The following is a 21,376-nucleotide window of genomic DNA, read 5'->3' as shown; positions in this document are numbered from 1 at the left end:
CGTTCCGAAAATACGGAGATGCCGGCAGTTTTTCTTCTTCGGCTTCTCCACTCTATACGTCCGGCCGTCAGCAATCCATACATACGAACCAGCCAAACGGGCAATGACAACATACATCCGGCCTGCATCTTTACCGGCGCAGCTGATAACAACTGTACCAGTCTGAATCGTAGTCTTATTCATGAGACGGTAAGGTCAGGATTTCAGGACCGTTATCTGTGACAACAATGGTATGTTCGAAATGAGCAGCCGGTTTCTTGTCACGTGTAACGACAGTCCAGCCATTACTCAGCTGATGTGTCTTTTCTGAACCCATGGTAATCATAGGTTCAATAGCCAGGACCAGACCCGGTTCGAGCAGTTCGCCATGACCGGCAAGGCCATAGTTGGGAACTTCCGGATCTTCGTGCATTTCTGAGCCGATGCCATGTCCGACGTAGTCGCGTACGACACCGTATCCGAAGGATTCGGCATAAGCCTGAACGGCATGTCCGATATCACCGAGGTGATTACCGGCTACAGCCTGTTCAATGCCTTTATAGAGGCTTTCTTCCGTTACCTTGAGTAACTGAAGGGTTTCGGGAGCCACGTGACCGATGGGCAAAGTGACCGTCGAATCGCCGTGATACCCGTTTTTGTTTACCACCAAATCAATGCTGATTATGTCGCCATCTTTCAGCTTACGCCGGCCGGGAATCCCATGAACGACTTCTTCGTTCACACTGGCACAAATTGTGGCCGGGAAACCGTAATAACCTTTGCAGCTGGGAAACGCACCGCGACTGCGAATGTATTCTTCACAGCGCTGGTCAAGTTCACCCGTAGTAACACCCGGTTTCGCCAGTTCTCTCATCAAGACCAACGCATCAGCTGTAATCCGGCCTGCTTCACGAATATACTCAATTTCCCTTTTAGATTTTAATATAATCATTCTTATTTACTCTTTTCAAGGCTAGCTACGATATCATGGTATACAGCATCCATGCCCTGTTTACCATCTACTTCGATGTACAGGTTGGAGTTTTTGTAGTAATCGATGAGCGGCTTCGTCTGTGCAGCGTAGACGCTGAGACGTTTTTCTACCGTTTCCACCTTGTCATCATCGCGCTGGTATAATTCGCCACCGCATTTATCACAAACACCGGCAACCTTAGACGGTTTGAAGGTCAAGTGATAGGTCGCACCGCATTTGCGGCAGATCTGACGGCCAGTCGTACGTTTGATGAGTTCTTCATCCGGTACGGCAATGTTGATTACACCATCGAGTTTAATGCCAAGATCGCGGAGAATGGCATCGAGTGAAACCGCCTGGCTTGTGGTCCGCGGGAATCCGTCGAGAATAAAGCCTTTCTTGCAGTCATCCTTTGCCAACCGTTCCTTTACAATACCTACTGTTACAGCATCAGGAACCAGCTGACCATTATCCATATACTTCTTTGCTTCCAAGCCAAGAGGAGTCTGTTCCTTCACAGCTGCACGGAACATGTCGCCCGTAGAGATCTGAGGAATACCGTACTGTTCAATCAAGCGTTCGGCCTGTGTGCCTTTGCCGGCCCCCGGAGGACCCATTAACAGAATATACATTCAAACTACCTCCTTATTTCATAAACCCTTGATACTGCTTATTGAGAACCAAGGATTCAGCCTGTTTCATCGTATCGATAGCAACACCGACGACGATCAGAAGTGCTGTACCACCGAAGTACACGCCCTGGATACCGGTAATCCAACCGATGAAGTTCGGCAGGATAGCGACAAAGGCCAGGAAGAACGCACCGGCCAGAGTGATTCTGGTCATGATCCGGTCAATGTAAGCTGCCGTCGGCTGACCCGGACGAATGCCCGGAATGAAGCCGCCGTACTTTTGCATATTTTCGGTGAGCTGTGGAATATTCAGCGTGATAGCTGTGTAAAAATAGGTGAAGAACATGATCAGCAGTGCGTACATGATGGTGTTGGTAAGTGTACCCCAAGCAAAGAAGCTTGCAATCCACTGGACCGTTTCATTCTGCACAAACTGTGCAATCGTAATCGGGAACATCAGCACTGATGATGCGAAGATGATAGGAATAACGCCAGCCTGGTTTACCTTCAGGGGAATATGTGTCGTGTGCCCACCATACATCTTCCGGCCGACAACGCGTTTCGCATATTGTACGGAAACACGGCGCTGCCCTTGCGTTACTTCAATTACAACAATAATCATCAAAAGTGCGATAACAGCGAAAAGCAAGGCTTGGAAAATGTTGATACTTCCAGCCTGTACGTACTGGTAAATCGTACTTGCACCCGTTGGGAAGCGTGCTACGATACCTGCGAAGATGATCAACGAGATACCGTTACCAATGCCGCCTGCTGTGATCTGGTCACCAAGCCACATGAGGAAACACGTTCCGGCCGTCAATACAATGGATACCATGAAGACCATGGCCCAGCTGTTATCGACGAGGGCGTTATTAACTTTCAGGGCATAGCTCATGGCAAATGCCTGAATGAAACCGAGAACTACCGTGCCCCAGCGCGTTACTTTCTGGATTTTATCACGGCCGTCCTGGTTGTCTTTGGCCCACTGTTCAAACGTAGGCACAACCGATGTCAGCAGCTGCATGATGATCGATGCGTTGATGTACGGTGTAATACTCATGGCCAGTACAGAGAACTTGCTCAGAGCACCACCGGAGAACAAATCGAGCAAACCGAAGAGGTTGCCGCTGCTAAACAGACTTTCAATCGCTGATGAATCCACACCCGGAACCGGGATGTGGACACCAAGGCGAAATATGATAAACATGATCAAGGTGAACACCGCACGACGACGGAACTCAGGAACGTTCAGAACATTCTGAATGTTTTCTAGCACCTTAGATCACCTCTACTTTACCACCGGCTGCTTCAATTTTCTGCTGTGCCGATTTAGTAAAGCCCTGCGCTTTAACAGTGAGTTTCTTTTCGAGTTCACCGTTACCGAGGATGCGGATACCATCACGGACATTTTTAACAATACCGGCATCTACGAGTGTTACGGGAGTAACTTCGGTGCCATCTTCAAAGCGGTTTAACGTGGAAACGTTAACTTCAGCATATGTCTTCGCGAAGATATTTTTGAAGCCCCGTTTCGGCAGTAAACGATACAACGGCATCTGGCCGCCTTCGAAGCCCGGACGAGTGCCGCCGCCACTGCGGGAGTTCTGACCTTTATTGCCTTTACCGGCTGTAGTGCCGTTACCGGAACCGGTACCGCGGCCTACACGGGTACGTTTTTTCTTAGAGCCGGGAATAATGCTCATTTCATGAAGTTTCAATTCAGCGTACCTCCTTCTCTATTAAATTTCTTCTACTTTAACCAAGTGTTCAACTTTATGAAGCATGCCTTTGATCTGCGGCGTAGCTTCTTTAATTACTGTGGAGTTCGTCTTGTGAAGACCCAGGGCGACAACCGTTGCACGCTGATCGGCAGGACGGCTGGCAACGCTCTTTACAAGAGTAACTTTTACTTGAGACATTACGTTATCCTCCTCTTATCAGCCGTAAATTTCTTCTACAGTTTTACCGCGGAGTTCAGCTACTTTGTTAGCATCTTTCAACTGGGAAAGGCCTGTGAGAGTAGCGCGAACCATGTTGTTCGGGTTGGACGAGCCGAGGGATTTCGTGAGGATGTTACGTACACCTACGAGTTCCAATACGGCACGAACAGGACCACCAGCGATAACGCCAGTACCTTCAGCAGCCGGTTTCAAGAGAACCTTGCCGGCACCAAAGATGCCTGTAATCTGGTGAGGGATAGAACCGTTTTTGAGCGGTACCGTAATCATATTTTTCTTAGCGTCTTCAACACCCTTGCGGATAGCTTCGGGAACTTCGCCAGCTTTACCTAATCCTGCGCCTACGCGACCGTTGCCGTCACCGACAACAACGAGGGCACTGAAGGAAAAACGACGGCCGCCTTTAACTACCTTAGCAACACGGTTGATGAATACGACATTTTCCTGTAATTCGAGACCTGCATGGTCAACTTTTGCCATGTGTTATTTCCTCCTTGATTAGAATTTCAAGCCAGCTTCGCGAGCTGCTGCAGCCAGAGCTGCTACACGGCCGTGGTATACATAACCGCCGCGGTCAAATACTACTGTCGTAATGCCCTTTTCGAGCGCCCGTTCAGCTACGAGCTTACCAACCAGTTTCGCTGCTTCAGCATTGCCGCCGAAAGCGTTCTGCTCTTTGATTTCCTTGTCTAATGTGCTGGCGGAAACAAGAGTTGTACCAGTTACATCATCAATTACCTGAGCATACATATTGGAAAGGCTGCGGAAAACGTTCAAACGCGGACGTTCTGCCGTACCATTAAGATTCTTGCGTAAGCGCCAATGACGTTTAACGCGGATAGCGTTCTTACTCTTTTTCAAGGAATTCACTCCCTTCTTTAGATGATTAAATTATTTCTTCGTACCAGCTTTACCAGCTTTACGACGTACATGTTCGCCAGCATAACGAATACCTTTGCCTTTATACGGTTCAGGCAGACGATAGCCACGGATCTTAGCAGCAAATTCGCCAACATGTTCTTTGTTAGCGCCGGATACTACGATCTGTGTAGCGCTCGGGCATTCAACAGTGATGCCTTCCGGAGCGTCGAGTTCGAGGGGGTGGGAGAAACCAAGTGTCAGGGCAAGTTTTTTGCCTTTCATCTGGGCTCTGTAACCAACGCCTACGATTTCGAGTTCTTTCTTAAAGCCTGTCGTTACGCCTGTTACCATGTTGGCAATGAGGGCACGAGTCAGACCGTGCAGCGCACGATTATTTTTATCGTCATTCGGACGTTCTACTGTAATGACGTTATCTTGTACTGTTACTTTCATATCCGGGTGAAGCGTACGAGTGAGTTCGCCTTTCGGGCCTTTAACGTTAATTACCAAGCCATCGAGGTTTACATTTACGCCTGCCGGGATATCAATAGGCATTCTACCTACTCGGGACATATTGACACCTCCAAAACAATTTACCAGACGTAAGCGAGAACTTCGCCGCCTAAACCAAGTTTACGAGCTTTTTTGTCGCTCATAACGCCCTGAGACGTAGAAATTACTGCGATCCCTAAACCGCCAAGTACGCGCGGAAGTTCTTCCTTGTTTGCATAAACGCGCAGGCCCGGTTTGGAAATTCTCTTGATGCCGGTAATTACTTTTTCTTTATTAGAACCATAGCGAAGAGTAACTTTCAGTGTTTTACCTTCATTTACGGTTTCAAAATTCTTAACGAAGCCTTCTTCTTTCAGGATTTCAAGCACTGCTGCCTTTACCTTAGAAGCGGGCATTTCTACTTTTTCGTGATATGCCGAATTGGCATTACGGATTCTGGTGAGCATATCCGCAATCGGATCGGTCATTACCATAATCTAAAACCTCCCTCCATGTAATTATGTTACCAGCTGGCTTTTTTAACGCCAGGAATCTGACCTTTATAAGCCAGTTCACGGAATGTGATACGGCTGATGCCGAATTTACGCATATAACCGTGAGGACGTCCTGTTACTTTGCAACGATTGTGCAGACGTACAGGCGAAGCGTTAGCAGGCAACTGAGAAAGTGCTTCATAATCGCCTTTCGCTTTTAATTCAGCACGGAGCTTAGCGTATTTGGCAACCATTTTTTCACGTTTCTTTTCACGTTCAAGCATAGACTTCTTTGCCATGTATGTAATCCTCCTTATTGTTGCTTTTCAAACGGCATGCCCATCAGTTTCAGCATGTAACGGCCTTCTTCATCCGTTTTAGCTGTCGTAACGATGGTAATATCCATGCCACGGGCTTTATCAATCTTATCGTATTCAATTTCCGGGAAAATCAGCTGTTCTTTCAAGCCCAGCGTATAGTTACCGCGGCCGTCAAAACCAGTTGCGCTGACACCGTGGAAGTCACGTACGCGAGGCAAAGACAGATTGATCAGCTTATCGAGGAATTCATACATCCGTTCGCCGCGCAGTGTAACTTTGCAGCCGAGGTTCATGCCTTCACGGATTTTGAAAGCTGCGATAGATTTCTTAGCTTTCGTAATTAACGGTTTCTGACCGGAAATGATCGTCAGATCATTTACAGCAGCATCCAATGCTTTAGAATTCGTAACAGCTTCACCGACGGCCATGTTGATGACAACTTTGGTCAGCTTCGGGATCTGCATTACGTTTTTATAGTTATATTTTTCCTGTAATCCTTTCGTTACATCCGAAAGGTATAAGTCTTTTAATCTGGACACTCTCAAGGCCCTCCCTTCTATAGGTTAAGTTAGATAGCTTTGCCGCTCTTAACAGCTGTACGTACTTTTGTGCCGTCAGCCTGCTGTACCATTTTGATACGAGTCGGTTTGCCGCTTTCAGGATCGATAAGCATTACGTTGGAAACATGCAGTGCAGCTTCCTTTTCAATAATGCCGCCTTGAGGATTGTTCTGTGTCGGTTTTGTGTGACGTTTTACTTTATTTAAGCCTTCTACAACTACACGTTCCGTTTTCGGATATGTAGCCAGGACCTTACCTTTTTTGCCTTTTTCTTTACCGGCGATGACGATAACGCTGTCGCCAGTTTTGATGCGCATTTTACCCATTTAGAACACCTCCTCTGATTATAATACTTCCGGAGCCAGGGAGATGATCTTCATGAAATCTTTTTCACGCAGTTCTCTGGCAACCGGTCCAAAAATACGAGTGCCTTTAGGGCTCTTGTCGTTGTTGATTACGACAGCCGCGTTTTCGTCAAAGCGGATATAAGAACCATCGGCACGGCGTAATCCTTTTTTAGAACGGACGATAACGGCTTTCACTACATCGCCCTTCTTGACAACGCCGCCGGGTGTTGCATCTTTAACAGTGCATGTGATAATATCGCCGATGTTACCATACTTTCTGTACGAACCACCCATGACCTGGATGCAGAGTACTTTTTTCGCACCCGTGTTATCGGCAACATTCAACACAGTTTCTTGCTGAATCATGGCTTGACCTCCTATTAATCGATCTTACTTAGCTTTTTCAACGATCGTTACTACGCGCCAATGTTTCTGCTTGGACAGCGGGCGAGTTTCTTCAATACGTACGATATCACCGATACCGCATTCGTTGTTTTCATCATGAGCTTTAAACTTCACGGTGCTTACCATCGGCTTTTTGTAAAGTTCATGCTGTTCTTTATATTCTACAGCAACTACAACGGTTTTATCCATTTTGTCGCTGACTACTTTACCTACGCGGATCTTCCGTTCATTTCTTTCCATCTTGTGCATTGACCTCCTTTTAGATTTTCAACCCTATGTGACTTACGCCTGTGCTTTCAATTCTGCTTCGCGCTGTACCGTTTTGATGCGTGCGATAGTTTTCTTTACTTCACGGATGCGCATTGGATTTTCTAATTGGCCGGTCGCATGTTGAAAACGGAGGTTAAACAATTCTTCCTTCAGGCTAACCACCTTTTCGTCCATTTCGGCAGCGCTAAGAGCACGGATTTCTTTAACCTTCATTTTATTCACCACCTAATTCTTCCTGACCTTTAATAACAAATTTAGTTTTGATCGGCAGTTTATGGCCGGCAAGACGCATAGCTTCACGGGCTACTTCAACGCTAACGCCGCCCATTTCGAAGAGTACGCGACCCGGTTTAACAACTGCTACCCAGTATTCCGGGGAACCTTTACCGGAACCCATACGAGTTTCAGCAGGTTTTGCTGTGATCGGCTTGTCCGGGAAAATCTTGATCCAGACCTTACCACCACGTTTGATATAACGAGTCATAGCAATACGGGCAGCTTCGATCTGACGGTTCGTAATCCAAGCCGGTTCGAGAGAAACCAAACCATAATCGCCATGAGCAACTTTATTACCGCGCATAGCCTTACCTTTTAAACGGCCGCGGAACTGTTTACGATGTTTAACACGTTTTGGAATTAACATCAGTTGTCACTCCCTTCACGTTTTTTCTGCGGAGCTCTTTTAGCTTCCGGAAGGATTTCTCCTTTGTAAATCCAGCACTTGATGCCGATGCAGCCATATGTCGTATGAGCTTCAGCAAAGCCATAATCGATGTCTGCACGCAGTGTATGCAGGGGGATAGAACCATCACGAACGGATTCGCTACGGGCAATTTCAGCACCGCCAAGACGGCCGGAGCACATGATCTTAATACCCTTAGCGCCCATACGCATCGTACGGCCTACGCACTGTTTCATAGCGCGACGGAAACCAATACGGCGTTCGAGCTGGCCGGCTACGTTTTCAGCTACGAGAGTAGCGTCCATTTCAGCCTGTTTAATTTCTTCGATGTTTACATCGACGTTTTTATCAGTGAAAGCTTTGAGTGCTTTCTTGATATCTTCGATACCAGCGCCGCCACGGCCGATGACCATGCCCGGTTTAGCTGTATGAATGATCAATTTAATACGTTTTGCAGAACGTTCGATTTCGATACGAGAAACGCCTGCAATATATAACTGTTTCTTTAAGAAATCACGGATTCTCACGTCTTCATTCAGAAGTGCGGCATAATCTTTTTCTGCATACCACTTTGCGTCCCAAGGTTTTACAACACCGACACGAAATCCATGGGCGTTAACTTTTTGACCCACTACGTTTCCCTCCCTTAAGCTCTTTCTTTTACTACTACAGTCACATGACTGGAATGTTTCAGGATCTTGAACGCCTGTCCACGGCTGCGCGGATGAATACGTTTCAGCGTGGATGCCTGGTCAACAAAGATTTCAGAAACATACAAAGTATCTGCGTTCATATCATGATTATGTTCCGCGTTGGCGACAGCCGAACGAAGAACCTTTTCTACAACCTTAGAACCTACTTTAGGAGTAAATTTCAAGATAGAGAAAGCTTCGCCTACATTTTTGCCCCGTACCAAGTCAGCTACGATCCGGATTTTACGGGGGGCAATGCGAATATGTTTAGCAATTGCTTTTGCTTCCATGTTTAGTACCTCCCTTAGCGTGTAACTTTTTCGGATTTAGCGTGCCCCTTGAACGTACGGGTAGGAGCGAATTCACCGAGTTTATGACCAACCATGTCTTCCGTTACATAAACGGGAACGTGCTTACGGCCGTCGTGAACAGCAATCGTATGACCTACGAAGCTAGGCAGAATAGTAGATGCACGAGACCAGGTTTTGATTACTTTTTTTTCGTTAGCTTCATTCAGAGCATCGATCTTTTTCAAGAGATGAGCTGCTACGAATGGGCCCTTTTTGACAGATCTGGACACTTATATATCTCCTTTCCTAGACCTATTTACGTCTCTTCACAATAAATTTACTGGAAGCCTTCTTAGCGTCGCGAGTCTTCACGCCGTATGCAGGTTTGCCCCAAGGAGTAACCGGACGTTTACGACCGACAGGAGACTTACCTTCACCACCGCCATGAGGATGGTCACACGGGTTCATGACGACACCACGGTTGCCCGGGCGGATACCCATCCAGCGGGAACGGCCGGCTTTACCGATTGTGATGTTTTCATAATCCGGGTTGCTGACGATACCGATTGTGGCGCGGCAGTTTACGTGAACCTGACGCAATTCGCCGGAAGGAAGACGGAGCAGTGCATAGTTGCCTTCTTTAGCGATGAGCTGAGCCGAAGTACCAGCGGAGCGAACGATCTGTGCGCCTTTGCCGATTTTCAGTTCAATGTTGTGTACTACAGTACCAAGAGGAATCTTGCCGAGGGGCAATGCATTCCCGATCTTGATATCGGATTCCGGGCCGCTGACGACGACGTCGCCGACTTTGAGGCCGTGCGGAGCGATGATATATTTCTTTTCGCCATCTGCATAGTTCAGAAGAGCGATGTTTGCAGAGCGGTTCGGATCGTATTCGATCGTTGCTACTTTTGCAGGGATATTGTCTTTAATACGTTTGAAGTCAATCAAACGATAACGGCGTTTATGACCGCCGCCCTGATGGCGAACCGTCATTCTGCCCTGATTGTTACGACCGCCCTTGCTCGTTACTTTAGAGAGCAAGGATTTTTCCGGTGTGGACGTCGTGATTTCATCGAAAGTCGAAACTGTCATGAAACGGCGGCCGGCGGAATACGGTTTAAAAGATTTAATGGCCATTTTGGTGCCTCCTCCTTTATTTCAGTATTGCTTAAGCTTCAAAGAATTCGATGGATTCGCCTTCCTGAAGTGTTACGATGGCTTTCTTGTAGTCCGGACGCTTACCAATGTATTTACCCATGCGTTTGAACTTGCCCATCGTACGCATCGTCGTTACGCTTTTAACTTTTACTTTGAAAACAGCTTCAACGGCTTTGCGAATTTCAATCTTGTTTGCATGGAGCGGTACCTGAAATGTATATTTGCCATCAGACATCATCATTGTCGTTTTTTCAGTGATGATCGGTTTAATCAAGAGATCATGCATATCCATTAGCCGAGCACCTCCTCAATCTTAGCCACAGCGCTCTTCGTAACGAATAATTTCGTGTAGTGAAGCAGATCAAAGATATTGATGTTTTCTGTGGAAACGGCTTTTACGCCTTCAATGTTGCGGGCGCAGCGTGTTACGATTTCGTCATGATCCGTAACAAACAGAACTTTTTCACCTGCAAACTTGAAGTTATTAACGATCTGAACAACTTCTTTAGTCTTCGGTGCTGCCAAGTTGATTTCGTCGAGTACGAAGAGTTCGTTCGTATTGACTTTATCGCTCAGCGCGGATTTAACAGCCAGACGTCTTGCTTTGCGAGGCATCTTCTGTTCATAAGAACGCGGATGGGGACCCCATACCGTGCCGCCGCCAACCCACAAGGGGCTACGGGTGCTACCACAACGGGCCCGGCCAGTTCCTTTTTGTTTCCAAGGTTTTCTGCCGCCGCCGCGTACCAAACCACGGGTTTTCGTAGAATGTGTGCCTAAGCGTTCGTTGGCGAGCTGACGAAGTACAGCCTGTCTTACAACAGCTTCGTTTACTTCAACGCCAAATACGCTATCGTTCAATTCGATTTCACCGGTCTGTGCGCCGGCAATATTATACGTGCTTACTTTTGGCATTTATTTATCCTCCTTCCTGTATGACAACTATTAGCGGGGTTTTACCGTGTCGCGAATCATTACCAGGCTGCCTTTAGCACCCGGAATACCACCTTTAATCAGGATAAGATTCTTGTCAGTGTCAACTTTGACAACGGACAGATGAAGAACTGTAGCCTGATTACCACCATATTGTCCAGGAAGTTTTTTACCTTTGACGACTTTACCGCCGCCACCACTGGTCATAGGTCCGAGAGAACCCGGTTCACGGTGAGATTTAGAGCCATGACCCATAGGTCCACGGTGGAAACCGTGACGTTCAATTGTACCTGCGAAGCCTTTACCTTTGCTGGTGCCAATTACGTCGACGAGATCGCCGCTTGCGAAAATATCAGCTGCCAGAGTTTGGCCTACCGTATATTCTGGCGTATCTGTCAAACGCAATTCGCGAAGGTATTTAACAGGCGTTACGCCTGCCTTGTCGAACTGGCCTTTAACAGGTTTCGTAAGATGTTTTTCTTTGATGTCGCCATAGCCGAGCTGAATGGAATTGTAACCGTCCGTATCTACTGTCTTTACGCGTACAACTACATTCGGGGATGCTTCAACGACTGTTACTGGAACGACTGCGCCTTCTTCTGTGAAGATCTGAGTCATACCAAGTTTTTTACCCAAAATAGCTTTAGACATAATCGCACCTCCTCCTATAATTTGATTTCGATGTCTACGCCTGCCGGCAGGTCGAGACGCATGAGAGCATCAACCGTTTTCGGGGATACTTCAAGGATATCGATCAAGCGTTTGTGCGTACGCAATTCGAATTGTTCACGAGAATCTTTGTTAACATGTGGGGAACGAAGAATCGTGAAGATGTTTTTTTCCGTCGGGAGCGGAATCGGGCCGGATACCATTGCACCTGTCCGTTTCGCCGTTTCGACGATTTTCGCCGCGCTCTGATCCAATACTTTGTGATCATAAGCCTTGAGGCGAATTCTGATTCTTTCCTGTTTTGCCATTACGTAATTCCTCCTAACGTCTATTTCATTGAACAGACTGCTCCATAGAAGTTTCCCCGCCAGGCGGGCAACATTCTATTTCATAGTTTATCTACGCGTTGCAGCAGAGATAGACAGAGATACCCTGTTGTCGCGTACTTGATTATCATACTACAAATTACCCTTCTATGCAAGGACTTTAACCGCTATTTTATGCTATTTCACGCGGATTCAGACTTATTTCGCATGTTCAGTATGTTTTTCTGTACTAAAAAACATCTGCAGCAAATGCTGCAGATGTTTTTATCAGTTCAAGCCGTTGTATTAGCCTTCGATTTCAGATACAACGCCGGCGCCAACTGTACGGCCGCCTTCGCGGATAGCGAAACGGAGGCCAGCTTCGATAGCGATCGGTGTAATCAATTCAACTTCCATTTTGACATTATCGCCAGGCATGCACATTTCTGTACCTTCCGGCAGCTGGATTACACCAGTTACGTCCGTTGTACGGAAGTAGAACTGCGGACGATAGCCGTTGAAGAACGGTGTATGACGGCCGCCTTCGTCTTTTGTCAGGACATATACCTGAGCTTTGAATTTCGTGTGCGGATGAATCGTGCCCGGTTTTGCAAGTACCTGGCCACGTTCGATTTCTTTACGGTCAACACCACGAAGCAGAGCGCCGATGTTGTCGCCAGCTTCAGCGAGGTCAAGCAGTTTACGGAACATTTCTACGCCCGTTACGACGGTGTTCTTCGGTTCGTCAGCCAAGCCAACGATTTCTACTGCGTCGCCTACTTTAACCGTACCACGTTCAACACGGCCTGTAGCAACCGTACCACGGCCTGTGATCGTGAATACGTCTTCGACCGGCATCAGGAACGGTTTGTCCGTCGGACGATCCGGTGTCGGGATGTATTCGTCAACAGCAGCCATGAGGTCGAGGATGGACTGTTTAGCTTTTTCGTCGCCTTCGAGAGCCTGAAGAGCGGAGCCTACGATAATGGGTACATCATCGCCCGGATAATCGTAGGAGCTCAGGAGGTCACGAACTTCCATTTCTACGAGTTCGATCAGTTCCGGATCGTCAACCTGGTCAGCTTTGTTCAGGTATACAACGATAGCCGGTACGCCTACCTGGCGGGCAAGCAGGATGTGTTCACGCGTCTGCGGCATCGGGCCGTCAGCAGCGGATACTACGAGGATAGCACCGTCCATCTGAGCAGCGCCAGTGATCATGTTCTTTACATAGTCAGCATGCCCCGGGCAGTCAACGTGTGCATAATGGCGGTTGTCTGTTTCATATTCAACGTGTGCCGTGTTGATTGTAATACCACGTTCACGTTCTTCCGGTGCTTTATCGATATCAGCATAGTCTTCGAATTTAGCATAGCCTTTTTCGGAGAGTACTTTTGTGATAGCAGCCGTCAGAGTCGTTTTGCCATGGTCAACGTGACCGATGGTGCCAATGTTAACATGCGGTTTGGTTCTTTCGTAATGTTCTTTTGCCATTTTGCATTTCCTCCAATGTGTATTTTAGGATATTTTAGCCTTTGTCGCTAATAACTTTTTCCGCTACGTTCTTAGGAACTTCTTCGTAGTGGTCAAAAGTCATTGTATAGACGCCACGGCCCTGCGTCTTAGAACGCAGATCCGTTGCATAGCCAAACATTTCTGCCAACGGTACGAAGGCGTTGATGTGTTCTGCACCGGAACGCATTTCCATGCCTTCCACACGGCCACGGCGGGAGTTCAGGTCACCGATAACGTCGCCCATGTATTCTTCCGGAACAACAACTTCAACTTTCGTGTACGGTTCGAGGAGAACCGGGTTAGCTTTCTTAGCGCCTTCTTTGAAGCCCATGGAGCCGGCGATCTTAAATGCCATTTCCGAGGAGTCAACATCATGGTAAGAGCCGTCGAATACGACAACTTTGATGTCTACCATCGGGAAGCCTGCGAGTACGCCTGTTTCCATTGCTTCTCTGACACCAGCTTCAACGGAGCCAATGTATTCTTTAGGAATTGCACCGCCAACGACTTTGTTTTCAAATTCAAAGCCCTGACCAGCTTCCTGCGGAATAAGTTTGAGCCAGCAGTCACCATACTGACCACGGCCACCAGACTGACGGACGAAACGGCCTTCCTGTTCGACGCTCTTGCGAATGGTTTCGCGGTATGCAACCTGAGGTTTGCCGACGTTGCAGTCTACTTTGAATTCACGGGACATACGGTCAACGATGATGTCCAAATGAAGTTCGCCCATGCCGGAGATGATGGTCTGGCCTGTTTCGGCATCGGTGTGTACTTTGAAGGTCGGATCTTCTTCTGCCAGACGGGAAAGGGCTACGCCCATCTTTTCCTGGTCAGCTTTAGTCTTCGGTTCAACAGCAACGGAGATAACCGGATCAGGGAATTCCATTTTTTCCAGAATGATCGGGTGTTTTTCATCGCAAAGTGTATCGCCAGTCGTCGTATCTTTGAGACCAACAATACCGCCAATATCACCTGTATAGGCGATAGAAACTTCTTCACGGTGGTTAGCGTGCATACGCAGGATACGGCCTACACGTTCTTTTTTGCCTTTTGTAGAGTTGTAGACATACGTACCGGATTCGAGCGTACCCGAATAAATACGGAAGAATGCCAATTTACCTACAAAGGGGTCAGCCATGATCTTGAAGGCCAGGGCCGAGAACGGAGCGTCATCCGATGCTTCGCGCGTTTCTTCTTCATCTGTATCCGGGTTCGTACCTTTAACAGGAGGAATATCGAGCGGCGACGGCATGTAGTCTACTACAGCGTCGAGCAGCATCTGTACACCTTTGTTTTTGTATGCAGAACCGCAAAGTACCGGGAACATAGCGTTCGTGCAGACAGCTTTACGGATTGCTTTTTTGAGTTCGTCGATCGTGATTTCTTCGCCTTCGAGATACTTCATCATCAGTTCTTCGTCTGTATCGCATACAGCTTCGATCATGATGTTGTGGTATTCTTCGGCTTCGTCTTTCATGTCGTCCGGAATATCGACAACTTCGATTTCTTTACCGAGGTCATCATCATAAATTTCTGCTTTCATCGTGATCAGATCAATGATCCCTTTGAAATCTGCTTCAGCACCGATCGGCAGCTGAATAGCAACGGCGTTAGCCTGCAGACGGTCTTTCATCATTTGTACGCAGTTCAGGAAATCTGCACCGGTCGTATCCATCTTGTTGATGAAAGCGATACGCGGTACATGGTAGTGTTCTGCTTGACGCCAAACCGTTTCGGACTGCGGTTCTACCCCGCCTTTGGCGGAGAAAACAGCAACAGAACCATCGAGTACGCGCAAGGAACGTTCAACTTCTACTGTGAAGTCAACGTGCCCCGGAGTATCGATGATGTTGATACGATGTCCTTTCCAATGAGCCGTCGTAGCAGCGGACGTGATCGTAATGCCACGTTCCTGTTCCTGGGCCATCCAGTCCATGGTAGCAGCGCCATCATGAACTTCGCCGATTTTATGAACTCGGCCGGTGTAGAAAAGGATTCGTTCTGTTGTCGTGGTTTTACCGGCATCGATGTGGGCCATGATACCAATATTTCTTGTTTTTTCCAAAGGAAATTCTCTACCCACGATTTTTTCCACTCCTCATGTAATAATCTAATTACCAGCGATAATGTGCAAAAGCCTTATTGGCTTCAGCCATTTTATGCGTATCTTCTTTCTTCTTTACAGCAGCGCCTGTGTTATTGAAGGCATCCATCAATTCACCAGCGAGCTTTTCTTTCATCGTGCGTTCGCCACGTTTACGGGCGTAGCCTACGGTCCAACGAATACCGAGGGACAGACGGCGGTCTGCACGTACTTCAACCGGTACCTGGTAGTTGGCACCGCCGACACGGCGGGCACGTACTTCGAGTACGGGCATTACATTGTTGAGAGCCTGTTCAAAAACTTCCAACGGTTCTTTGTTCATTTTGGAACGGATGATGTCGAATGCATCGTATACGATGGATTCAGCGACACCTTTTTTGCCGTCCAGCATTACTTTATTGATGAAGCGCGTTACCAATTTGGAATGGTACACCGGATCCGGCAGCACATCGCGCTTGGGCACTGGGCCTTTTCTTGGCATGTCTAATTCCTCCCTTTATATGTAGGTTATCTTTTCATCTTAACTTGGCTGGCAACGATTATTTGCCTTTTTTAGCGCCGTACTTGGAACGGGACTGATGACGATCAGCTACACCAGCTGTATCCAAAGCACCACGTACGATGTGATAACGTACACCAGGAAGGTCCTTAACACGACCGCCTCTGATTAATACAACACTGTGTTCCTGTAAATTGTGACCAATGCCGGGGATATACGCAGTTACTTCGATAGCGTTCGTCAAGCGTACACGGGCAACTTTACGCAGAGCAGAGTTAGGTTTCTTCGGCGTTGCTGTGTAAACACGTGTGCACACGCCACGTTTCTGCGGGCAGTTTTTTAAAGCCGGTGCTGTGGATTTCGTAATGGAATCCTGACGACCTTTTCGAACCAATTGGTTGATTGTTGGCATATGGGCACCTCCTCTCCAAACAATTAGATTTATAATGTAATCACCAAAGGAGCCAGTGGCTCCGGAAAGTGATATTACCAAAATTAAGCAAGCACTCCTACAGCGGCTGCGCCGACTTTGATCCGGCAGGCCTGTCCCAGCTCTGCCATGGTGCTGTTCTGATCGACGGGAATTCCCATTTCAGAAGCACAGGCCAGTAACGGGGCAACAACCTGGGCATCGCAATCCTTTGCAATGTACAGCTGTGTGACTTCGTTTCGTTTCATTGCTTTTAGCGTCTGCTTGGCACCGACAGTTTTCTTTACGGTTCCCAATATTTCTAAGCTCACGAAACATCACTCCTTAGAATATGCAATTTGTGCGCAGTGCCAACACTGCGACACTTAGATATTTTATCATCAGCCCCTGGGGATGTCAATGATTTTTTCGTAAAGTAAGCCATCTTTTATTACACTGTGCCGGGTGTTTTATTTTTTTCTGTGCCGGCCAAATGCGGGTCATGCTATGAGAAAATGCAAAAACATCCTGCTACGTTCCTCCCTGTGGGGAGGCCGTAGCAGGATGTTTCCTGATAAAGCGCAGGTACTTATGCTTCTTCCGGCATGTCGACGGGATTGCCTTCTTCGTCTTCATACGTAACGGCCGGCGGAATCGTCTTGACAACTTTTACCTTGCGGTAACGGCTCATGCCTGTACCGGCAGGAATCAGCTTGCCAATAATGACGTTTTCCTTGAGGCCCAGAAGCGGGTCGACCTTACCTTTAATAGCTGCATCGGTGAGGACACGTGTCGTTTCCTGGAAGGATGCGGCCGAAAGGAACGATTCTGTAGCCAAGGCGGCTTTAGTAATCCCCAAGAGGATGGCCTTGCCGACGGCTTCCTTGCTCCCGGCTGCTTTCAGACGCTTGTTCTGATCTTCAAAGATGTTGACGTCTACATAATCGCCAGGCAGGAGATCGGCAGAACCGGGATCTTCGATCTTAATCTTCCGCAGCATCTGGCGGACGATGACTTCGATGTGTTTATCGTTAATTTCAACACCCTGGGATTTGTAAACCTTCTGTACTTCGTATACGAGGTACCGCTGTGTAGCTTCTACACCGAGGATCCGCAGGATATCATGCGGGTTGATGGAACCGGCAGTAATACGCGTACCCTTTTCGATGACATCACCTTCGTGGACGACGAGGTGCGAGCCATACGGAATAGTGTAGCTCCGTTCTTCGCCGTTTTTGGCAACGACGTGTACGATATTGATATCGTGATGGTCTTCTTTTTCCGTAATGGAAACAGTGCCGTCGATTTCTGTAACGATAGCATTGCCCTTCGGTTTACGTGCTTCAAACAATTCTTCGACACGAGGAAGACCCTGTGTAATATCGCCGGCAGAAGCGACGCCGCCTGTATGGAAGGTACGCATAGTCAGCTGTGTGCCCGGTTCACCGATGGACTGGGCAGCAATGATGCCGACCGATTCACCGACGTTGACCTTGCCGCCTGTACCGAGGTCACGGCCATAGCACTTAGCACATACGCCATAGCGGCTGCGGCACGTGAGGACGCTGCGGATTTTGACCTTGTCGTAATATTTAACGACTTCTTTGGCCTTATCTTCCATAATTTCTTCGTTCAGCGGTACGATAACTTCGCCTGTGTCTTTATTAATCAATGTTTCAGCTGCCGTACGGCCAACAATACGGTCTTCCAGCGGTTCGATGACGCCATTGCCTTCGACAATAGCCGTTACATAGACGCCGCGGATATCGTTGTTGCGTACTTTGACTTCCGTTACATCGCTCGTGAGGATGCGTTCAATCGCATCTTCCGTCAGCGGTGTACCGGCCGGGCAGATTTCATTCTGGTTCGAATCGATTACAGCTGTTTCGACGGTCTTGCCCAGCATATTTTCTACCATGGACTGGCGCAAGGCTGCGCGGATGCTGTCTTCCGGTGCGCCGAGATATACCGTTTCGATGACGTTGGTATGATTCATGTCGTCATTGATATCCATCTGGCTGCCACGGAGGGAGAGCTTCGGCACCTTGTGGGCAACGAGGACGTCCATATCATCTGTCGTCAGCAAGTGTTCTTCTTCGAAGATCACTTCGCCCGTTTCCGTATCGACAATTTCCTTAGCCAACACGCGGCCAATGAGCTTATCTGCCAAGAGCGTTACAGCCTGGCGGCACGAGCCGGCCAGACGGGCCCGTTCGCGGACCAAATCGATACCGAATACGTCGCAGTCGTCTTCACGGACGATAACGTCCTGGGAAACGTCGACGAGACGACGGGTCAGGTAACCCGAGTCAGCTGTACGCAGAGCCGTATCGGCCAAGCCTTTACGGGCGCCATGGGACGATGTAAAGTAATCCAATACGGACAAGCCTTCGCGGAAGTTTGCTTTGATCGGCAAGTCGATGATCCGGCCAGACGGGTCAGCCATCAAGCCACGCATACCGGCAACCTGACGAATCTGCTGTTTATTACCACGAGCACCGGAGTCAGCCATCATGAAGATGGAGTTGAACGGATCCATGTTATCCATCATGACTTCTGTGACATCATCTGTTGCTTTTTCCCAAAGGGCGCACGTCTTACGATAGCGTTCATCTTCTGTAATCAAGCCGCGCAAGTACATCTGTGTAACATTCTGTACCTGCTTGTCGGCTGCGTCGAGGATGTCCCATTTTTCTTCCGGAATCTGAATATCCGAAATGGCAATGGACATGCCGGCCTGTCGTGCATAGTGATAGCCAATATTTTTAATACGGTCCAGGAGTTCTGCCGTTTCCGTATTGCCAACGAGATGGAAGCAGGCATCGACGAGCTTGCCGATCTGTTTCTTATTCATCAGTACGCCCAGGCAATCGACATCGACGTATTCTTTGCCTTCTTTAAAGGCGGCGACGGCTTCCTTGTCGATCTTACGCGACGGCAAGGGCCGTACACTCAGGAGGTCGACATTAAATTTATCTTTCATGGCCTGGAAGCCATAATCCAGGATGCGGCCTTCGCTATCTTTGATCTTAACGAAGTGTGTCGAATCGATGAGGCCGTTTTCATAGGCAAAGACGGCATCTTCCGGATTGGTAAAGACCATGACTTTATCTGTGTGATACAAACGCAGTGGTTCGTACAACTGGTAATTATAGAGGAGCTTGCCTGCCGTCGTTTCAATGAGGCCGTGTTCCGGAATCCGGACTTTGATCAGCGCTTCAATTTCGATCGCTTTGGCATCGTAGGCGAGCATGACTTCATCGTAATTGGAGAAGATCTTGCCTTCGCCCTTAGCACCCGGTTTAACCAGTGTCAGGTAGTACGCGCCGAGAACCATATCCTGTGTCGGTACGGCAACAGGCTTGCCATCCTTCGGCGCCAGGATGTTATGGGCCGAGAGCATGAGGGTTCTGGCTTCAGACTGGGCTTCAATGGAGAGCGGCAGATGGCAGGCCATCTGGTCACCGTCGAAGTCAGCGTTGTAGGCAGTACAAACGAGGGGATGCAGCTTGATGGCGCGGCCTTCCCAGAGGATCGGTTCGAAGGCCTGAATGCCCAAGCGATGCAACGTCGGGGCACGGTTCAGGAGAACAGGATGTTCCTTGATGACGTCTTCCAGGACGTCCCATACTTCGCCATTGACGCGTTCCACTTTTTTCTTTGCGTTCTTGATATTTGTAGCAATGCCCTTTTCCACAAGCTTTTTCATGACGAACGGCTTGAAGAGTTCCAAGGCCATTTCTTTCGGCAGACCGCACTGGTGCATTTTCAGTTCAGGACCGACAACGATAACGGAACGGCCGGAATAGTCGACACGTTTACCGAGGAGGTTCTGACGGAAACGGCCCTGTTTCCCTTTCAGCATATCCGACAGGGATTTCAGAGGACGGTTGCCCGGACCCGTAACAGGACGGCCACGACGGCCATTATCGATCAATGCGTCGACAGCTTCCTGAAGCATACGCATTTCGTTACGGACGATGATATGAGGAGCGCCCAATTCGAGGAGACGGCTCAGGCGGTTATTACGGTTGATGACACGGCGATACAGGTCATTCAGGTCAGACGTAGCGAAACGGCCGCCATCAAGCTGTACCATCGGGCGCAGTTCCGGCGGAATAACCGGAACGACATCGAGGATCATCCATTCCGGTTTATTGCCGGAATGACGGAAGGCTTCTACGACTTTCAAACGGCGGATCGCACGTACGCGGCGCTGGCCCGAAGAATCACGCAATTCTTCACGCAATTCTTTATCTAAGGCATCGAGATCCAGGTTCTGCAACAGTTCTTTAATAGCTGCAGCACCCATGCCGACGCGGAAACGTTCACCATACATGTCATAATATTGGCTGTATTCTGTTTCCGTCAGCAGCTGTTTTTGTACGAGCGGCGTATCGCCCGGATCGAGGACGATATACGAAGCAAAATACAATACTTTTTCCAGCGAACGCGGCGAAATATCAAGGATCAGCCCCATCCGGCTCGGAATGCCTTTAAAATACCATATATGTGAAACCGGCGTAGCCAGTTTAATATGCCCCATGCGTTCACGACGAACTTTGGCCCGCGTTACTTCAACGCCGCAGCGGTCGCAGACGACGCCTTTATAACGGATGCGTTTATACTTACCGCAATGGCATTCCCAGTCTTTTGTCGGCCCAAAGATGCGTTCACAAAACAGGCCGTCCCGTTCCGGTTTTAACGTCCGGTAATTGATCGTTTCCGGCTTTTTTACTTCGCCGTACGACCATTCCAGGATTTTTTCCGGTGATGCCAGACCAATCCGCATAGAATCAAATTCATTCACATCCAGCACAAAT

General features: G+C 48.3%; 30 protein-coding genes. All 30 read right to left on the bottom strand.

The annotated features are described in order from the left end of the window. Nucleotides 1-175: 175 nt before the first annotated feature. The 30 genes from map to rpoC all read right to left on the bottom strand — a co-directional run bounded on the left by map (nucleotide 176) and on the right by rpoC (nucleotide 21,372). Nucleotides 176-931: a type I methionyl aminopeptidase gene (gene map, locus H8J70_RS07775; RefSeq protein ID WP_186503346.1), complete on the bottom strand. Its 756-nt coding sequence runs from the start codon at nucleotides 929-931 to the stop codon at nucleotides 176-178. A gap of 2 nt (nucleotides 932-933) precedes the next feature. Continuing rightward, on the bottom strand, nucleotides 934-1,584 hold the full coding sequence (locus tag H8J70_RS07770; protein ID WP_186503345.1) for an adenylate kinase: 651 nt from the start codon (nucleotides 1,582-1,584) through the stop codon (nucleotides 934-936). 13 nt (nucleotides 1,585-1,597) lie between these two features. Further along, nucleotides 1,598-2,860, bottom strand: coding sequence for a preprotein translocase subunit SecY (gene secY / locus H8J70_RS07765; RefSeq protein WP_186503344.1), 1,263 nt, complete (start codon nucleotides 2,858-2,860; stop codon nucleotides 1,598-1,600). A gap of 1 nt (nucleotide 2,861) precedes the next feature. Further along, on the bottom strand, nucleotides 2,862-3,302 hold the full coding sequence (gene rplO, locus H8J70_RS07760) for a 50S ribosomal protein L15 (RefSeq protein WP_186503343.1): 441 nt from the start codon (nucleotides 3,300-3,302) through the stop codon (nucleotides 2,862-2,864). A 21-nt stretch (nucleotides 3,303-3,323) separates the two neighbouring features. Beyond that, a complete protein-coding gene (rpmD, locus tag H8J70_RS07755; RefSeq protein WP_186503342.1) occupies nucleotides 3,324-3,503 on the bottom strand; it encodes a 50S ribosomal protein L30 in 180 nt (59 codons plus the stop codon). Between the two features lie 18 nt (nucleotides 3,504-3,521). Continuing rightward, nucleotides 3,522-4,022: a 30S ribosomal protein S5 gene (gene rpsE, locus H8J70_RS07750; protein WP_186503341.1), complete on the bottom strand. Its 501-nt coding sequence runs from the start codon at nucleotides 4,020-4,022 to the stop codon at nucleotides 3,522-3,524. Between the two features lie 18 nt (nucleotides 4,023-4,040). Next, nucleotides 4,041-4,403, bottom strand: coding sequence for a 50S ribosomal protein L18 (rplR, locus tag H8J70_RS07745; protein WP_186503340.1), 363 nt, complete (start codon nucleotides 4,401-4,403; stop codon nucleotides 4,041-4,043). Between the two features lie 30 nt (nucleotides 4,404-4,433). After that, the gene (gene rplF, locus H8J70_RS07740) at nucleotides 4,434-4,976 is read right to left on the bottom strand and encodes a 50S ribosomal protein L6 (protein ID WP_186503339.1); all 543 of its coding nucleotides are present in this window, start codon (nucleotides 4,974-4,976) and stop codon (nucleotides 4,434-4,436) included. A 20-nt stretch (nucleotides 4,977-4,996) separates the two neighbouring features. Then, entirely contained in the window at nucleotides 4,997-5,389 is a 393-nt protein-coding gene (gene rpsH / locus H8J70_RS07735) for a 30S ribosomal protein S8 (protein WP_186503337.1), read from the bottom strand. Nucleotides 5,390-5,418: 29 nt separating this feature from the next. After that, entirely contained in the window at nucleotides 5,419-5,688 is a 270-nt protein-coding gene (rpsN, locus tag H8J70_RS07730; protein ID WP_186503336.1) for a 30S ribosomal protein S14, read from the bottom strand. Between the two features lie 14 nt (nucleotides 5,689-5,702). Continuing rightward, nucleotides 5,703-6,248, bottom strand: coding sequence for a 50S ribosomal protein L5 (rplE, locus tag H8J70_RS07725; RefSeq protein ID WP_186503335.1), 546 nt, complete (start codon nucleotides 6,246-6,248; stop codon nucleotides 5,703-5,705). Nucleotides 6,249-6,277: 29 nt separating this feature from the next. Next, on the bottom strand, nucleotides 6,278-6,595 hold the full coding sequence (rplX, locus tag H8J70_RS07720; protein WP_222433629.1) for a 50S ribosomal protein L24: 318 nt from the start codon (nucleotides 6,593-6,595) through the stop codon (nucleotides 6,278-6,280). Between the two features lie 18 nt (nucleotides 6,596-6,613). Further along, nucleotides 6,614-6,982, bottom strand: coding sequence for a 50S ribosomal protein L14 (rplN, locus tag H8J70_RS07715; RefSeq protein ID WP_059076098.1), 369 nt, complete (start codon nucleotides 6,980-6,982; stop codon nucleotides 6,614-6,616). Nucleotides 6,983-7,006: 24 nt separating this feature from the next. Beyond that, nucleotides 7,007-7,261, bottom strand: a complete 255-nt coding sequence (gene rpsQ / locus H8J70_RS07710) for a 30S ribosomal protein S17 (RefSeq protein WP_186503334.1) — start codon at nucleotides 7,259-7,261, stop codon at nucleotides 7,007-7,009. A gap of 42 nt (nucleotides 7,262-7,303) precedes the next feature. Then, nucleotides 7,304-7,504 carry a 50S ribosomal protein L29 gene (gene rpmC, locus H8J70_RS07705; protein WP_014015743.1) on the bottom strand — a complete coding sequence of 67 codons (201 nt, stop codon included), beginning with the start codon at nucleotides 7,502-7,504 and terminating at the stop codon, nucleotides 7,304-7,306. 1 nt (nucleotide 7,505) lies between these two features. Beyond that, nucleotides 7,506-7,934: a 50S ribosomal protein L16 gene (rplP, locus tag H8J70_RS07700; protein WP_186503333.1), complete on the bottom strand. Its 429-nt coding sequence runs from the start codon at nucleotides 7,932-7,934 to the stop codon at nucleotides 7,506-7,508. Continuing rightward, complete coding sequence (rpsC, locus tag H8J70_RS07695; RefSeq protein ID WP_186503332.1) at nucleotides 7,934-8,605, bottom strand: 30S ribosomal protein S3; 672 nt, start codon at nucleotides 8,603-8,605, stop codon at nucleotides 7,934-7,936. Before rpsC ends, rplP begins: the two co-directional genes overlap by 1 nt. A 14-nt stretch (nucleotides 8,606-8,619) precedes the next feature. Next, nucleotides 8,620-8,955, bottom strand: a complete 336-nt coding sequence (rplV, locus tag H8J70_RS07690; RefSeq protein ID WP_186503331.1) for a 50S ribosomal protein L22 — start codon at nucleotides 8,953-8,955, stop codon at nucleotides 8,620-8,622. Nucleotides 8,956-8,969: 14 nt separating this feature from the next. Then, on the bottom strand, nucleotides 8,970-9,245 hold the full coding sequence (gene rpsS / locus H8J70_RS07685; protein WP_186503329.1) for a 30S ribosomal protein S19: 276 nt from the start codon (nucleotides 9,243-9,245) through the stop codon (nucleotides 8,970-8,972). A gap of 22 nt (nucleotides 9,246-9,267) precedes the next feature. Continuing rightward, the gene (rplB, locus tag H8J70_RS07680; RefSeq protein WP_186503327.1) at nucleotides 9,268-10,095 is read right to left on the bottom strand and encodes a 50S ribosomal protein L2; all 828 of its coding nucleotides are present in this window, start codon (nucleotides 10,093-10,095) and stop codon (nucleotides 9,268-9,270) included. A gap of 31 nt (nucleotides 10,096-10,126) precedes the next feature. Beyond that, complete coding sequence (gene rplW / locus H8J70_RS07675) at nucleotides 10,127-10,408, bottom strand: 50S ribosomal protein L23 (RefSeq protein ID WP_186503325.1); 282 nt, start codon at nucleotides 10,406-10,408, stop codon at nucleotides 10,127-10,129. Then, entirely contained in the window at nucleotides 10,408-11,031 is a 624-nt protein-coding gene (gene rplD / locus H8J70_RS07670) for a 50S ribosomal protein L4 (RefSeq protein WP_186503323.1), read from the bottom strand. Before rplD ends, rplW begins: the two co-directional genes overlap by 1 nt. Before the next feature lie 30 nt (nucleotides 11,032-11,061). Next, entirely contained in the window at nucleotides 11,062-11,700 is a 639-nt protein-coding gene (gene rplC, locus H8J70_RS07665) for a 50S ribosomal protein L3 (RefSeq protein WP_186503321.1), read from the bottom strand. A 14-nt stretch (nucleotides 11,701-11,714) separates the two neighbouring features. After that, nucleotides 11,715-12,026 (bottom strand): 30S ribosomal protein S10, encoded by a 312-nt coding sequence (rpsJ, locus tag H8J70_RS07660; RefSeq protein ID WP_186503319.1) that lies wholly within the window; start codon nucleotides 12,024-12,026, stop codon nucleotides 11,715-11,717. 303 nt (nucleotides 12,027-12,329) lie between these two features. After that, nucleotides 12,330-13,517, bottom strand: a complete 1,188-nt coding sequence (tuf, locus tag H8J70_RS07655; protein WP_186503317.1) for an elongation factor Tu — start codon at nucleotides 13,515-13,517, stop codon at nucleotides 12,330-12,332. Nucleotides 13,518-13,551: 34 nt separating this feature from the next. Beyond that, nucleotides 13,552-15,624, bottom strand: coding sequence for an elongation factor G (gene fusA, locus H8J70_RS07650; RefSeq protein ID WP_186503315.1), 2,073 nt, complete (start codon nucleotides 15,622-15,624; stop codon nucleotides 13,552-13,554). Between the two features lie 31 nt (nucleotides 15,625-15,655). After that, nucleotides 15,656-16,126: a 30S ribosomal protein S7 gene (rpsG, locus tag H8J70_RS07645; protein ID WP_186503313.1), complete on the bottom strand. Its 471-nt coding sequence runs from the start codon at nucleotides 16,124-16,126 to the stop codon at nucleotides 15,656-15,658. Nucleotides 16,127-16,184: 58 nt separating this feature from the next. Further along, nucleotides 16,185-16,556, bottom strand: a complete 372-nt coding sequence (gene rpsL / locus H8J70_RS07640) for a 30S ribosomal protein S12 (protein ID WP_186503311.1) — start codon at nucleotides 16,554-16,556, stop codon at nucleotides 16,185-16,187. 83 nt (nucleotides 16,557-16,639) lie between these two features. After that, the gene (locus H8J70_RS07635; protein ID WP_186503309.1) at nucleotides 16,640-16,885 is read right to left on the bottom strand and encodes a ribosomal L7Ae/L30e/S12e/Gadd45 family protein; all 246 of its coding nucleotides are present in this window, start codon (nucleotides 16,883-16,885) and stop codon (nucleotides 16,640-16,642) included. Between the two features lie 257 nt (nucleotides 16,886-17,142). After that, nucleotides 17,143-21,372 carry a DNA-directed RNA polymerase subunit beta' gene (rpoC, locus tag H8J70_RS07630; protein WP_186503308.1) on the bottom strand — a complete coding sequence of 1,410 codons (4,230 nt, stop codon included), beginning with the start codon at nucleotides 21,370-21,372 and terminating at the stop codon, nucleotides 17,143-17,145. Between the last annotated feature and the right edge of the window lie 4 nt (nucleotides 21,373-21,376).

Source organism: Megasphaera hominis, assembly GCF_014269395.1.
Classification (GTDB): domain Bacteria; phylum Bacillota; class Negativicutes; order Veillonellales; family Megasphaeraceae; genus Megasphaera; species Megasphaera hominis.
The sequence above is the reverse complement of the archived record's forward strand: the minus strand, read 5'-3'. Positions and strand labels throughout refer to the sequence as shown.

Coding starts and splice junctions, on each gene's coding strand:
- rpsH (WP_186503337.1), bottom strand. CDS start 5,389: ATGGTAATGACCGATCCGATTGCGGATATGCTCACCAGAATCCGTAAT.
- rpsE (WP_186503341.1), bottom strand. CDS start 4,022: ATGGCAAAAGTTGACCATGCAGGTCTCGAATTACAGGAAAATGTCGTA.
- rpmD (WP_186503342.1), bottom strand. CDS start 3,503: ATGTCTCAAGTAAAAGTTACTCTTGTAAAGAGCGTTGCCAGCCGTCCT.
- rpsG (WP_186503313.1), bottom strand. CDS start 16,126: ATGCCAAGAAAAGGCCCAGTGCCCAAGCGCGATGTGCTGCCGGATCCG.
- rpsL (WP_186503311.1), bottom strand. CDS start 16,556: ATGCCAACAATCAACCAATTGGTTCGAAAAGGTCGTCAGGATTCCATT.
- rpsQ (WP_186503334.1), bottom strand. CDS start 7,261: ATGGAAAGAAATGAACGGAAGATCCGCGTAGGTAAAGTAGTCAGCGAC.
- rplN (WP_059076098.1), bottom strand. CDS start 6,982: ATGATTCAGCAAGAAACTGTGTTGAATGTTGCCGATAACACGGGTGCG.
- rplX (WP_222433629.1), bottom strand. CDS start 6,595: ATGGGTAAAATGCGCATCAAAACTGGCGACAGCGTTATCGTCATCGCC.
- rpsN (WP_186503336.1), bottom strand. CDS start 5,688: ATGGCAAAGAAGTCTATGCTTGAACGTGAAAAGAAACGTGAAAAAATG.
- map (WP_186503346.1), bottom strand. CDS start 931: ATGATTATATTAAAATCTAAAAGGGAAATTGAGTATATTCGTGAAGCA.
- H8J70_RS07770 (WP_186503345.1), bottom strand. CDS start 1,584: ATGTATATTCTGTTAATGGGTCCTCCGGGGGCCGGCAAAGGCACACAG.
- rpsJ (WP_186503319.1), bottom strand. CDS start 12,026: ATGGCAAAACAGGAAAGAATCAGAATTCGCCTCAAGGCTTATGATCAC.
- rplW (WP_186503325.1), bottom strand. CDS start 10,408: ATGGATATGCATGATCTCTTGATTAAACCGATCATCACTGAAAAAACG.
- tuf (WP_186503317.1), bottom strand. CDS start 13,517: ATGGCAAAAGAACATTACGAAAGAACCAAACCGCATGTTAACATTGGC.
- rplP (WP_186503333.1), bottom strand. CDS start 7,934: ATGTTAATTCCAAAACGTGTTAAACATCGTAAACAGTTCCGCGGCCGT.
- rplC (WP_186503321.1), bottom strand. CDS start 11,700: ATGTCTAAAGCTATTTTGGGTAAAAAACTTGGTATGACTCAGATCTTC.
- rplD (WP_186503323.1), bottom strand. CDS start 11,031: ATGCCAAAAGTAAGCACGTATAATATTGCCGGCGCACAGACCGGTGAA.
- rplF (WP_186503339.1), bottom strand. CDS start 4,976: ATGTCCCGAGTAGGTAGAATGCCTATTGATATCCCGGCAGGCGTAAAT.
- rplB (WP_186503327.1), bottom strand. CDS start 10,095: ATGGCCATTAAATCTTTTAAACCGTATTCCGCCGGCCGCCGTTTCATG.
- rplV (WP_186503331.1), bottom strand. CDS start 8,955: ATGGAAGCAAAAGCAATTGCTAAACATATTCGCATTGCCCCCCGTAAA.
- rpmC (WP_014015743.1), bottom strand. CDS start 7,504: ATGAAGGTTAAAGAAATCCGTGCTCTTAGCGCTGCCGAAATGGACGAA.